This is a genomic window from Pseudomonas sp. AP3_22 TE3818, from assembly GCF_053628995.1.
Genome location: NZ_JBRJHL010000001.1, coordinates 4,971,830 through 4,984,630, shown reverse-complemented (window position 1 = coordinate 4,984,630; position 12,801 = coordinate 4,971,830). Strand labels below are relative to the sequence as shown.

The window sequence follows — 12,801 nt, the reverse complement described above, 5'->3', positions numbered from 1 at the left end:
TTAGCCGTGTGAGCGCTGCCATTCGTCAATCATGCCGCGCAAATGCTCTCCGGAAAAACTGCCGAAATGCCCGCCATGCACCGTGCGGATCGGCAGCGCATGCAGGCGTTGCAGGCTGCGTGCGTAGTCCTCGAGGTTGGAATGGTAGGCGTCTTCGATCAGCGGCCCGTCGTAGATGATGTCGCCGCTGAACAAGGTCTCGGTGGCGGCTTCGTACAGGCAGATGCCACCCGGCGAGTGTCCCGGTGTGTGCACGACCTGCAAAACGCGGTTGCCCAGGTCCAGCACATCTCCATCTTCGATAAACCCCGTGGCCGGCGCGGCCTTGACCCGGTATTCGGCGTAGCACAGCGGGCAATCGGGGTGCGCCTCGAACATGTCGTCGCCGACAAAGGCTTTGCTCAAGTCGTTGTCGCCATCCGGCGCGGCCAGAATGTCCGCCTCGGCCGGGTGCACCAGGCGCTCGGCGAATTCGTGATGACCGGCGATGTGATCGAAATGGCAGTGGCTGGCCACGGCCACCAGTGGCCGCTCGGTGATCCACGGCAGTTGCTCGCGCAGGCTGACCAGGCCCGAGCCGCTGTCCAGCAGCAGGTCCTTGTCACGGCCCTGGATGTGCCAGAGGTTGCAGCGGTAGAAAGGCCGGATGTACGGCTCGTGAATCAGGCGGATGCCGTCGCTGAGATGTTTGACTTCGAACCACTGGTCGCGGCTGACGATCTTCATGAGCAGTTTCCTTCAGACGAAAAAAAACGAGTGTGGCAACCGACGCCACACTCGTCGAAGAAAGCATCGAGTCGTTATGTTTCAGCTTAGGCGGCGCTCGCCACCACAGCCGTGCGACGGGACAGCAGGCTGACCAGCACGAAGCTCACCAGGCCTACACCGAGGCTGTAGTAGATCGGGGTGTTGGCATCCAGGCCGTCCTTGAACATGAACGGCAGCGCGGTGGCGAAGCCCATGCCCATGCTGGCGATGGCGCCGGCGGTGGTGGCGCGTTTCCAGAAGATCGCGCCCATCAGCGGGATCAGCATGCCGCCCACCAACAGGTTGTAGGCCAGGGTCAGGGCGCTGATCACGTCGTTCACCACCAGGGCGATACCCAGCACCACAATACCGGTCAGCATGGTGACCAGACGGTTGAGGCCCAGGCTCGACTGTTTGCCGCCACGCAGTTTCGGCAGCAGGTCTTCGGTCAGGGTGGTGGCAGCGGCCAGCAGGCCGGCGCTGGCGGTGGACATCATGGCGGCCAGTGCGGCAGCGATCACCAGGCCACGGATTCCGTCCGGCAGGGACAGTTTGACGATGGCGGCGAAGGCGTTGTTGACGTTGTCCAGATCAGGGATCAGTACGTGCGCAGCCATGCCGATCAGGGCGCAGGCCAGGCCGTAGAGGATGCAGTAGATACCGGCAGCGGTACCGGCAACCTGAGCCACTTTGGCGGTCTTGACAGTGAACACCCGTTGCCAGATGTCCTGACCGATCAGGATGCCGAAGAAGTAGATCATGAAGTAGGTGATGATGGTGTCCCAGCCGATGGTGGTGAAGCTGAAGCTCGCCGCCGGCAGTTTCATGACCAACTCATCCCAGCCGCCGACGCGGTACATGCAGATTGGCAGCAGGATGAACATCAGGCCCACGGTCTTGATCACGAACTGGACGATATCGGTCAGGGTCAGGGACCACATGCCGCCAATGGCCGAATAGATCACCACGACGCCACCGCCCAGCAGTACCGAGACCCAGAACGGCAGGCCGAACAACACTTGCAGAACGGTGCCGATCGCCAGGATCGAGGTCACGCCGATCATCAGCGCGTAGGCCAGCATGATCACCGCGCTCGCGGAGCGGGCCATCGGGTTGTAGCGTTTTTCCAGCACCTGGGTAACGGTGTAGATCTTCAGTTTCAGCAGCGGTTTGGCAAGGAACAGGTTCAGCGCCACGATCCCGCAACCCAGCGCGGCACACAGCCAGAAGCCGGAGATGCCATGCACGTAGCCCAGACGCACGGTGCCCACGGTGGACGCGCCGCCCAGAACGGTGGCAGCCATGGTGCCCATGTACAGGCTTGGGCCGAGGTTACGACCGGCGACCAAAAAGTCTTCGTTGGTCTTGGCCTTGCGCATGCCGTAATAGCCGAGCAGCAGCATCGCGGCGGCGTAGATGAGTACAACGAATAAATCCAAAGCCATTATGGCGTGTCTCCGATTGTCTTTTTTATGTGAAACAAAGGCGTTTCTGTGGGGCAGCTCTTTGTGGGAGCGGGCTTGCTCGCGAAAGCGGTCTGTCAGTCACATCAGTTTTGAATGTGCCGCCGTCTTCGCGAGCAAGCCCGCTCCCACAGATCTTGTGTTACATCAGGCGACTTGACGCATCGCCGGTTTAGCGAGCGAGTCCGTGCTCTTGCTGCGCGAGTCGTTCGGGCCGAACACTTCGCGCGATTCCGGGAACAGGCTCAGCAGCGTCAGGTACACCAGCGAAGCCAGGCCCAAGGTCACTGGCAGGCTGATGTCGATGCCACCGGCCATTTCGCCCAGCGGCCCGACAAACTGACCCGGCAGGTTCACGAAGCACAGGCCGACGGCCGCGCTCGGGATCCAGGCACCCAGGCCACGCCAGTTCCAGCCGTGGGTGAACCAGTAACGGCCACCTTTCTCGCCGCGGGTGAACACTTGCAGGTCATCCGGGCAGTAGAAGCCGCGACGTACCAGCAGGCCGATGATCATGATCACCATCCATGGCGTAGTGCAGGTGATGATCAGCACAGCGAAAGTCGACACGCTCTGCACCAGGTTGGCCGCGAAGCGCCCGATGAAGATGAACGCAATCGACATCACACCGATCAGCAGCGTGGCCTTGACCCGCGACAGTACCCGTGGGAATACGCTGGACATGTCCAGGCCGGTGCCGTACAGCGAAGTGGTGCCGGTGGACATGCCGCCGATCACCGCGATCAGGCACACCGGCAGGAAGAACCAGCTCGGCGAGACAGCCAGCAGGCCGCCGACATAGTTGTTGGCCGCGATGTAGTCCGGTGCCTTGATCGCTACGATGGTGGCGGTGGTCAGGCCGAACAGGAACGGGATGAACGTTGCGATCTGCGAAATCACCACCGCCGCCATGATGCGGCGCTTGGAGGTGTCACGCGGGATGTAGCGCGACCAGTCGCCGAGGAACGCACCGAAGGAAATCGGGTTGCTCATGGCGACCAGTGCTGCACCGATGAAGGCTGCCCAGAAACCTGGCTGGCCCATGTTCACAGTCCCGGCGTAGTTCACGTCAAAAGGACCGGCGAAGGCGAAGATCCCCAGCAGGAACAGCAGGCTGGCACTCCACACCGCGATCTTGTTGACCCACAGCAGGAAGCGGAAGCCATAGATGCACACGGTCAGCACCAGGATCGCGAACAGACCGTAGGCCAGGCCCAGGGTCAGGTCGGTTTCCGGCAGGCCGATCAGGCGTTTGGCGCCACCGATCAGCGCATCACCCGAACTCCACACCGAGAGCGAGAAGAAAGCGATGGCGGTCAACAGCGACAGGAACGAACCGACGATCCGCCCGTGCACGCCGAAGTGCGCACCGGAAGACACGGCGTTGTTGGTGCCGTTGATCGGGCCGAACAGGCCCATTGGCGCGAGGATCAGCGAACCCAGCAACACGCCCAGCACAATCGCCCAGACGCCCGCCTGGAAAGACAGGCCGAACAGGACCGGGAAGCTGCCGAGGACAGCGGTAGCAAAGGTGTTGGAACCACCGAAGATCATCCGGAACAAGTCCGTCGGGCCTGCGGTGCGTTCGTTGTCAGGGATTTGTTCGACCCCGTAGGTTTCAATTTGCGTAAGGCTTTGGTCTTTGTTGTTGTTATTCATGATCAGCTCCGATCATAAAGGCGCGCTCATCGTGCGTGAGCGTCACCTGTGTTGGCTAAGGGGGTGGCAGCCCTTCCGGCATCGCGGACAAATGTTCGTGGCAGGCCAGCCATAGGCCTTGTTGTTCTTGGCCAGACGCTTGTTTCTTGAAAACAATCGTCTCGCGCTCCTGGCTAAAGTGCTGCTCCCCTTGCATGCGCAGCTCGGTGGCTACGTCATGGATGAAAATCGCCACGTCACCCTGCAGGCTGACGAAAGCGTTGCTCGAGGTGCACGAGAGCACCTCGAAGCCATCCTCGGCGCGCCAGCCGTCCCACATCGCCTGGTAGGCGTCGCGCGACAGCAGGGGCTTTTCGAGGGTGTAGAAGACGAAGCTGGCTTCAAAGCTGAAAGCGCCGAAGTAGGCTTCGCGATCGTTACGGGCAAAAGCGGACACCAGATCGGCGGCGGCTTTCAGAACCTGATCGCGTTCGTTCATGAACCATCCTCAGCGGTGGACTACGCCAGGCAGTACGCAGAGCATTTCGTACAGCAGGTTGGCGGCCAGCAGCGAGGTGTTGCCGGTGGTGTCGTAAGCGGGCGAGACTTCTACCAGATCGCAACCGACCAGGTCGAGGCCTTGGCAGCCACGAACGATCTCGATCGCCTGAATGGTCGTCAGACCGCCGATTTCCGGGGTGCCGGTGCCTGGTGCCCAGGCCGGGTCGATACCGTCGATGTCGAAGCTCAGGTAGACAGGACCGCCACCGACTTTCTCGCGGACTTCAGCCATCAACGGCTCCAGCGATTTGTGCCAGCACTCTTCGGCCTGAACCACACGGAAGCCCTGGTTGCGGCTCCAGTTGAAGTCGTCAGCGGTGTAGCCCTGGGCGCGCAGGCCGATCTGCACCACGCGGTCCGGGTCAATCAGGCCTTCTTCAACGGCGCGACGGAACGTGGTGCCGTGGGCGATTTTCTCGCCGAACATGTGATCGTTCACGTCAGCGTGAGCGTCGATGTGCACCAGGCCGACCTTGCCGTGCTTCTTGTGGATGGCACGCAGGATCGGCAGGGTGATGGTGTGGTCGCCGCCCAGGGTCAGGGGGATCACATCGTGTTCGAGGATGTTGTCGTAGGATTCTTCGATGATCCGTACGGCATCCAGCAGGTTGAAGGTGTTGATCGCGATGTCGCCGATGTCGGCAACCGACAGCGAGTCGAACGGCGCAGCGCCAGTGGCCATGTTGTACGGGCGGATCATCACCGATTCAGCGCGGATTTCGCGAGGCCCGAAACGGGTGCCAGGGCGCAGCGAGGTACCGATGTCCAGCGGCACGCCTACGAAGGCAGCGTCCAGGCCGGCAGCGGTATTCAAGTGGGGGAGTCGCATCATGGTGGCGATGCCGCCGAAGCGCGGCATTTCGTTGCCGCCCAGTGGTTGGTGAAGAATCTTGTCCACGGGTAGGGCCTCATCGTCGTTGTTTTATTTATAGGGTTGCGCCGTTCACGGAAGGTACGGCCACCGTTGTGGGGCAATTCTGCGAAATGTAGTGGCCGGGAAGAATCGCTACGGGCAAATACTTAGTTCAGATTTTTCTAAACTAATGGCGGGCGCGGAGATAGACTTCTCGACTTGAGGGGCGCGTTGTCTGGGCTGGCCCCTCGCCGGCAAGCCGGCTCCTACAGGTTCTGTGTTGATCTGTAGGAGCCGGCTTGCTGGCGATCGGTTGCGCAGCAACCGCCCTTCAGACAAAGCGGACTCAACTGACACTTTGTACGGAGCCCCCATGGCCAACGCTTTACCCGACCTGAAACTATTGCGCATCTTCGTCAGCGTGGTGCGTCACCAGGGCTTCGCCAACGCGCAGCAGGAGCTCAACCTCTCGACGTCGGCCATCAGCACCTATATGAGCCAGCTCGAAGCGGCCCTCGGCCTGGTGCTCTGTCATCGCGGCCGTGGCGGGTTCAGCCTGACCAGCAAGGGTGAGTTGTTCCATCAGGAAACCCTGCGTCTGTTGGGCGAACTCGAAGGCTTCGAGCAGTACGCCGCCGCGCTGAAGGGCGAGTTGCGCGGCACCTTGAACCTCGGGGTGATCGACTCCACGGTCAGCGACAAGGCCCTGCCGTTCGCCGAAGCCATCGGCGCCTACAGCCAGGAACACCCGGCCGTGCACTTGCACCTGTCGGTGATGAGCCCTTACGAACTGCAACTCGGCGTGCAGGACAACCGTCTCGACCTGGCCATCGGTGCGTTTTCCACGCGCATGAGCGGTCTGGTGTATATGCCGCTGTACCGTGAGCAACACTGGTTGTATTGCAGCACGCGGCATCCGCTGTTCAACGAGCGGCGCATTCCCGAGCAGGTCATCACCCAGCAGCGCATGGTCGGCCGTGGCTACTGGAGTCAGGCCGAGCTGGCGCGTCACGGCTTCAAGCACAGCGCTGCGACCGTGGAAAGTATGGAGGCCCAGTTGATTCTGGTGCTGTCGGGCGCCTACATCGGCTATCTGCCGGAGCACTACGCCCAGGCCTGGGCCGACAAGGGCGACTTGCGGGTGCTGCTGCCGGCGACCTTTGGTTATCAGGCGCCGTTCTCGATGATCGTGCGCCGGGGCCGTAGCCGCGAGCCACTGATCCAGACCTTCCGTGATTTGCTTAAAGCCCAACTGAATCAGGCCTGAAACGATGTCCAGAATCCAATGCCCGCGCTGCCTGCGTCCGCAATCTCACTGCCTGTGCCCGTTGATCCCGAGCCTCGACAGTCGCACCCGGGTGTTGCTGTTGCAGCATCCGAGCGAAGTGAACCATGCGCTGAATACGGCGCGGTTGGCGGCGTTGGGCTTGAACAATGCCGAGTTGATCGTGGGTGAGGTGTTCGAGAATTTGCCGGTGTTGTTGAATCAGCCGGGATATCAGGCGCGCTTGCTGTTCCCCGGAGACGGTGCGCAGCCGATGCAGGCCTATGCCCCGACAGATGAATCGATGTTGCTGGTCGTCCCGGATGGCACCTGGCGCAAGGCGCGCAAGATGCTGCACCTCAATCCGCTGCTGGCGGCATTGCCGAGGGTGACGCTGGCCGAAGGCGGTGTGTCCCGTTATCGGCTGCGCAAGGCACCGGGACCGGGGGCGTTGTCGACAGTGGAGGCGATTGTGCAGGCGCTGGAAGCCCTTGAAGCACCGACTTCGTTTGCGCCGTTGTTGAAGCCGTTCGAAGCGTTGATCGAGGGGCAGATTGCGGCGATGGGGGAGGAGGTTTACCAGCGTAATCATGCCGACAGGTGATCGGTGTATGGACCGGCCTCTTCGCGGGCAAGCCCGCACAGTGTTCGTGTTGTACATAAAATTTGCGAACGCCAATGAACCTGTGGGAGCGGGCTTGCCCGCGAAAGCGGCAGATCAGTCACAGCAGATTTTGGAGGCTGCCTACCTTTCCCGCATCGCCTCAGTCCGCGCTTTCAACACCGGCTTGAGCAAATAATCGAGCACCGTTTTCTCCCCGGTAATAATGTCCACCGTCGCCACCATCCCCGGGATGATCAGCAGCGGTTTCACATCCCCGCCCAGATGGTTTTTGTCAGTGCGCACCTGAATCAGATAAAAACTGTTGCCCTTGTCGTCAGTGATGGTGTCGGCGCCGATCAGCTCCAGCTTGGCGCTCAGGCCGCCGTAAATGGTGTAGTCGTAGGCACTGAACTTGACCATGGCTTTCTGGCCGGGATGCAGGAATGCAACGTCCTGCGGGCGGACCTTGGCTTCGATCAGCAGGTTGTCTTCCAGTGGCACGATTTCCACCATGTCACTGCCGGGCTGGACCACACCACCGATGGTGTTGACCTTCAACACCTTGATGATGCCGTGCACCGGCGAGACCACGGTGGTGCGGGTCACGCGGTCGTCGATGGCGATGCTCGACGCCGTGATTTTTGACAGGTCGGTGCGTTTCTCGTTCAGCTCTTTGGCGGCTTCGGAACGGAAGGTCTGTTCCGATTCGTCGATCTTGCTTTTGATCTCGTTGATCGCCGATTCCGCCCGGGGAATCGCCAGGGTGGTGGCGTTCAGCGAGCCGCGAATCTCCACGGCGCTGCGTTTGAGGCGCAGGATTTCCACCGGCGACACGGCGCCGGTGCTCACCAGCGGCGTGGACATGTTCATCTCTTGCTGCAACAACGCCAGGCTTGAACTGAATTGACCCTGTTTCGAGCGGAACTCTGCCAGTTCCTGGGTTTTTTGCCGAAGTTGCTCCGACAGTGTGCGCTGTTCGCTCGCGAGTCGACGTTGCCGCTGCTCGTACAGCGAGCGCTCGTCTTCGGCCACTTGCGGAGCCTTGGCGATCACTTCTTCTGACAGCTTGAACGGCCGGCCTTCGGCTTCGGCCGAGAGCCGTTCGACCTGCGCGGTCAAGGCGTAGCGATCGGCTTCGCTTTCACCCTTGTTCGACAGGTAGCGCGTGTCATCCAGGCGCAGCAGGGTGTCGCCCTTGTTCACCATCTGCCCTTCGCGCACAAAGATCTCGGTGACGATGCCGCCCTCGAGGTTCTGGATTACCTGGACCTTGCTCGACGGAATCGCCTTGCCTTCGCCCATGGTGACTTCCTGCAGCACGGCGAATTTGGCCCAGACCAGTGCGCTGATCAGCAACGCCGCCGCCAGCCACACGGTGATCCGCGACCAGCGCGGTGAGTCCTGCAACGAGGCGCCGGCGGTTTCCGGCATGAAGTCGACTTCGGCGCTTTTGCCGAAGCTGTTGAAGTAGCCTCGTCCTTTCGTTGTTGCAGGCAGGTCAGCAGACATGGCCAACTCCTAGACAGCCGCAGAGCCGACACGGCCCTTGCGCAGTGCATCGATGACTGCTTCTTTCGGCCCGTCGGCGACGATCCGTCCGTTGTCCAGCACCACCAGCCGATCCACCAGGCTCAGCATCGAGGTGCGGTGAGTCACCAGCAGCACGGTTTTGCCCTGGACCCAGCCGTGGAGTTTTTGCCGCAGGACGTCTTCGCTGCTGTTGTCCATGGCGCTGGTAGGTTCGTCGAGCAACAGGATCGGCGGGTCGAGCAACAAGGCCCGGGCCAGCAAAACCGCCTGACGCTGCCCCCCGGACAGCAACTGTCCGCGCTCGCCCACAGGCCGGTCGAAGCCTTGCGGGTGTTGCCGGGCCAGTTCGGTGACGCCGGTGAGTTCGGCCACTTCGAGCATGCGTGAGTCACTGATGTAGCGCGCGCCGAGGGTCAGGTTATCGCGCAGGCTGCCGGCCAGCAGCGGCAGGTCGTGAGCGACGTAACCGATCTGATGGCGCAGGTCGGCGACGTCCAGCTGTCGCAAGTCCAGGCCATCGAGCAATAGCTGGCCTTCTTCCGGTTCGTAGAAACCCATCACCAGCCGCGCCAGGGTGCTTTTGCCCGAGCCGCTGCGACCGATCACGCCGATTCGCTCACCGGGTTTCACACTGAAGCTGACATTGGCCAGGGCGGGAGCGTTCTGGCCGTTGTAGTGGAAAGTCACGCCGACAACATCCAGCGCGCCTTGCAGTTGGGTGCGCTCCAGAGGCCGTTGTTTGACGTCGCGCTCCTGAGGCAGGCCCATCAGCGCGTCGGTGCTTTTCATGGTCAGTTGCGCTTGTTGGTAGCGGGTGATCAGGCCGGCAATTTGTCCCAGTGGCGCCAGCACCCGACTGCCGAGCATGTAGCTGGCCACCAGGGCACCGACACTGAGGTTGCCGGCAATGATGCTGTAGACCCCGGCGACGATGGTCGCCATGCCCGACATCTGCTGGATGAACAGCGTGCCGTTGGTGGCCAGGGCCGAGAGGTTGCGCGCATGGCTGTCGAGGCGGGTGAGGGCGCCGTGGGTACTTTCCCATTTGTGCTGGCGTTCGCTTTCGGCGCTGCAGGCCTTGAGGGTTTCCAGGCCGCTGAGGGTTTCGATCAGCAATGCCTGGCGTTCGGCACCGAGGCTGAGGCTTTTCTGTACGGTGTCGCGCAGGCGTACCTGGATCACCATGGCGAATATGATGGTGATGGGAAACGCCAGAATCGGAATCACCACCAGCCAGCCACCGAGCAGGCCGATCACCAGCAGCATCAGCAGGCAGAAGGGCAGGTCGATCAGGCTGGTGAGGGTCACGGCGGTGAGAAACTCCCGCAGGCCCTGGAAGTCATGAATGCTTTGGGCAAAACCACCGATGGTCGCCGGCCGCGCTTTCATCGCCATGCCGGTGATGCGCTCGAACAGGGTGGCGGACAGGATCACGTCGGTTTTCTTGCCGGCGGTATCCAGCAAGTGCGCGCGAACGACCCGCAGCACCAGTTCGAAAGCGGTGCCGATCAGCAGACCGATCGCCAGCACCCACAAGGTCGAAGTGGCCTGGTTCGGCACCACGCGGTCGTAGGTCTGCATCACGAACAGCGGCACCATCAGCCCCAGCAGGTTGATCAGGAAACTCGCCAGGATCGCGTCGCTGTACAGCCATTTCGACAGCTTCAGCGTATCGCGGAACCAGGCCTGGACCCGAGGCACCAGCGGCGAGCGCAAGTCTTCGAGTTCGTGGCGTGGCCGGGCAAACAACGCCTGGCCACTGTAGTGTTCGGCCAGCTCTTGCGGGCTGAGCCATTGTTCGCCGCCGTCGGCTTCGCTGGGCAGGATCAGCACCTTGCCGTCCTCGGCATAACGACGCAGGACGGCCGTGCGGCCGTTGTTGAGCAACAGCAGCACGGGCAGGTTGAGCGGCGAGATGTCCTTGAGGTCACGGCGCAGCAGGCGCGCCTGCAAACCGGCCCGGGCCGCTGCTCGGGGCAGCAGGTCCAGGCTCAGGCGTTGGTGTGCCATGGGGAGCCCGGCACTGAGGCTGGCGCGACTGACCGTCGCACCGTGGAGTTTGCAGAGGATCAGCAGACCGTCCAGAAGCGGGTCATCGAAGCTCAGGCGCGGATCGACACCGGTGTTGCCGGGTTCCATGCTGGTCAAATTGATTGCTCCCGTTGCACTACGGCAACTGACAGATATCTGCATATCTCATTGTAGGAGCTGCCGCAGGCTGTGATCTTTTGACTTTGCTTTTCAGCAAACACGTTCAAAAGATCACAGCCTGCGGCAGCTCCTGCACGGGTACTTCGTTATTTCATTTCAGGCAGACGAGCTTCGTTTTTCACTTCGCTCTGGGCGATCGCGTCGGCGGGCAGTACGACCCGTTGTTTGCTCAACAACTGACCCATGTTCGCCAGGACGCGGTACATGGAAAACTCTTCGGTGTAGCGCACTTCGGTGTAGCGACGGTTGGCGTTGTAGAGTTCGTTTTCGCTGTCGAGCAGGTCAAGCAGCGTCCGCTGGCCGAGGCCGAACTGATCCTGATAGGCAATGCGTACACGCTTGCTGGTGTCGGCGTATTCACGGGCGGTCGGGGTTTGTTTCTTGGCATTGACCATGGCGTTCCAGGCCAGGTGAATATTCTCGTTGAGCTGGCGCAGGGCATTGTTGCGGATGTCCATGGCCTGGTTGATCTTGTGCGCGTCGGAGGCCAGGCGCGCCTTGTCGCTGCCGCCGCGGAACAAGTTGTAGTTCATCACCACGCCGACCCGCCACTCGTTGTCGTGGCCTTCGTCACCCTGCACGTTGTTGTTCGCGCCCACTGCCGCCTCGGCGTCAAGGCGTGGGTAGAAGGGCGACTTGGCAACTTCGTATTGGCTTTCGGCCGACTGCACATCGGCCTGGGCGGACTTCAGGTAAGGGTTGTTTTCCACCATGCTCTGCTGGGCTTCGGGCAGGGAGGTTGGGACTTCACCGCGAATCGACGGCGGGGCTTCGAGCTCATCGGGCATACGCCCGACAACGGCGTAAAAGTTCGACTCGGCGTCAGCCAGATCGACTTCGGCGGTGTCGAGGTTGTTTTCTGCCAGTGCCCGACGAGCGCTGGACTGGTCGGCATCGGCGTTGCTCCCCACGCCACGCTGGGTGCGCAGGCCGATTTGGTCGTTGACCCGCAAGTGCGCTTGCAGGTTGTTCTTGGCCAGGGTTACCAGTTCGCGGCGCTTGAGCACTTCGAGATAAACCTCGGTGGTGCGCAGGGCCAGATCCTGAGCCGTACCCTGAGCGTAATAGGCTCGCGAGTTGACCACGTCTTTGGTGCGAGCCACTTCGTTGGCGGTGTTGAACCCGTCAAAAAGCATTTGCCGCAGGCGCAATTCCGACTGGGTGTAGTTGAGGGTTTCGGTGTGGTGATTGCCGAGCGCCCGGGTATTGGTGTTATCGCTGTACCCGCGCCCGTAAGCGGCGTTCAGATCTACCGATGGATAAAAGCCCCCTTTGGCGACCTTCACGTCTTCGTCAGCCGACAGACGGCTGTCCACCCGCGATGCCAGTTCCGGGTGAGTCGCGATGGTGCTCTGGATCGCTTCGGTCAGCGTCATGGCCTGAGCCTGGGACGAGCAGGCCATGGCCAAAAGAACCGCGCTGCAGAGGGGGGTTAATAGGCGCATGTACATCTCCCTGATTCCTGATGGTGCTTATCAGTCGCCAATTATTTGACGACATTTATAGGTAAAGTTGTTTCATGACATTAACAAAAGAGCTAAGAACATTCTGAAGCGTAGCTAAGAAATTTTTTTCATAACGGCTATGCCAAAAAAAACTTATGCGCTCTGCGAAATCCAGCACATTGTTCAATTCGAAAGCCCTTGTTTTATGAGCTCTGGGGCGCTCATCGGGGGCTTGAAAAAAGTTCCAATCCACTTATCGACATAGAGCGGAGAAGTGCTGGAGGGGAGGGACGCTAACGATCCTGGGGTGACGGTTTTTTGTCACTTGAGTGATTCAAGATCGTTACGCATCGTTCACAGGCAACGTTGTTGCGCACAGGGATCCGATGCCATTGATTGCAGAGGCGTTTCCCCCAAACCGTAAACAGCGCCGTGAACGAATGGCTGGGCGAGATCGTTGCCGGGACCACGGCTTACTCAAGTAA

At 61.0% G+C, this 12,801-nt stretch carries 10 protein-coding genes; 2 read left to right on the top strand and 8 right to left on the bottom strand.

Annotation, left to right across the window (positions count from 1 at the left end):
• The 5 genes from AB7M25_RS22695 to speB all read right to left on the bottom strand — a co-directional run bounded on the left by AB7M25_RS22695 (nt 1) and on the right by speB (nt 5,307).
• A complete protein-coding gene (locus AB7M25_RS22695) occupies nt 1–726 on the bottom strand; it encodes an MBL fold metallo-hydrolase (protein ID WP_429560139.1) in 726 nt (241 codons plus the stop codon).
• Between the two features lie 86 nt (nt 727–812).
• Nucleotides 813–2,192 carry a sodium:solute symporter gene (locus AB7M25_RS22690; protein WP_454238021.1) on the bottom strand — a complete coding sequence of 460 codons (1,380 nt, stop codon included), beginning with the start codon at nt 2,190–2,192 and terminating at the stop codon, nt 813–815.
• 165 nt (nt 2,193–2,357) lie between these two features.
• Nucleotides 2,358–3,869 (bottom strand): purine-cytosine permease family protein, encoded by a 1,512-nt coding sequence (locus AB7M25_RS22685; protein WP_429386366.1) that lies wholly within the window; start codon nt 3,867–3,869, stop codon nt 2,358–2,360.
• Between the two features lie 55 nt (nt 3,870–3,924).
• A complete protein-coding gene (locus AB7M25_RS22680) occupies nt 3,925–4,347 on the bottom strand; it encodes a YybH family protein (protein WP_429386365.1) in 423 nt (140 codons plus the stop codon).
• A gap of 9 nt (nt 4,348–4,356) precedes the next feature.
• On the bottom strand, nt 4,357–5,307 hold the full coding sequence (gene speB / locus AB7M25_RS22675) for an agmatinase (protein WP_007972517.1): 951 nt from the start codon (nt 5,305–5,307) through the stop codon (nt 4,357–4,359).
• 328 nt (nt 5,308–5,635) lie between these two features.
• On the opposite strand from speB, the gene AB7M25_RS22670 reads away from it, so the two are divergent.
• Nucleotides 5,636–6,529, top strand: coding sequence for a LysR family transcriptional regulator (locus AB7M25_RS22670; RefSeq protein WP_007972518.1), 894 nt, complete (start codon nt 5,636–5,638; stop codon nt 6,527–6,529).
• 4 nt (nt 6,530–6,533) lie between these two features.
• Complete coding sequence (locus tag AB7M25_RS22665) at nt 6,534–7,130, top strand: tRNA-uridine aminocarboxypropyltransferase (protein WP_454238020.1); 597 nt, start codon at nt 6,534–6,536, stop codon at nt 7,128–7,130.
• 141 nt (nt 7,131–7,271) lie between these two features.
• On the opposite strand, the gene AB7M25_RS22660 is transcribed toward AB7M25_RS22665, so the two are convergent.
• The 3 genes from AB7M25_RS22660 to AB7M25_RS22650 all read right to left on the bottom strand — a co-directional run bounded on the left by AB7M25_RS22660 (nt 7,272) and on the right by AB7M25_RS22650 (nt 12,316).
• Nucleotides 7,272–8,639: an HlyD family type I secretion periplasmic adaptor subunit gene (locus AB7M25_RS22660; protein ID WP_454238019.1), complete on the bottom strand. Its 1,368-nt coding sequence runs from the start codon at nt 8,637–8,639 to the stop codon at nt 7,272–7,274.
• Between the two features lie 9 nt (nt 8,640–8,648).
• Nucleotides 8,649–10,808 carry a type I secretion system permease/ATPase gene (locus AB7M25_RS22655; RefSeq protein ID WP_454238018.1) on the bottom strand — a complete coding sequence of 720 codons (2,160 nt, stop codon included), beginning with the start codon at nt 10,806–10,808 and terminating at the stop codon, nt 8,649–8,651.
• Between the two features lie 149 nt (nt 10,809–10,957).
• Nucleotides 10,958–12,316, bottom strand: coding sequence for a TolC family outer membrane protein (locus AB7M25_RS22650; protein ID WP_429386355.1), 1,359 nt, complete (start codon nt 12,314–12,316; stop codon nt 10,958–10,960).
• Between the last annotated feature and the right edge of the window lie 485 nt (nt 12,317–12,801).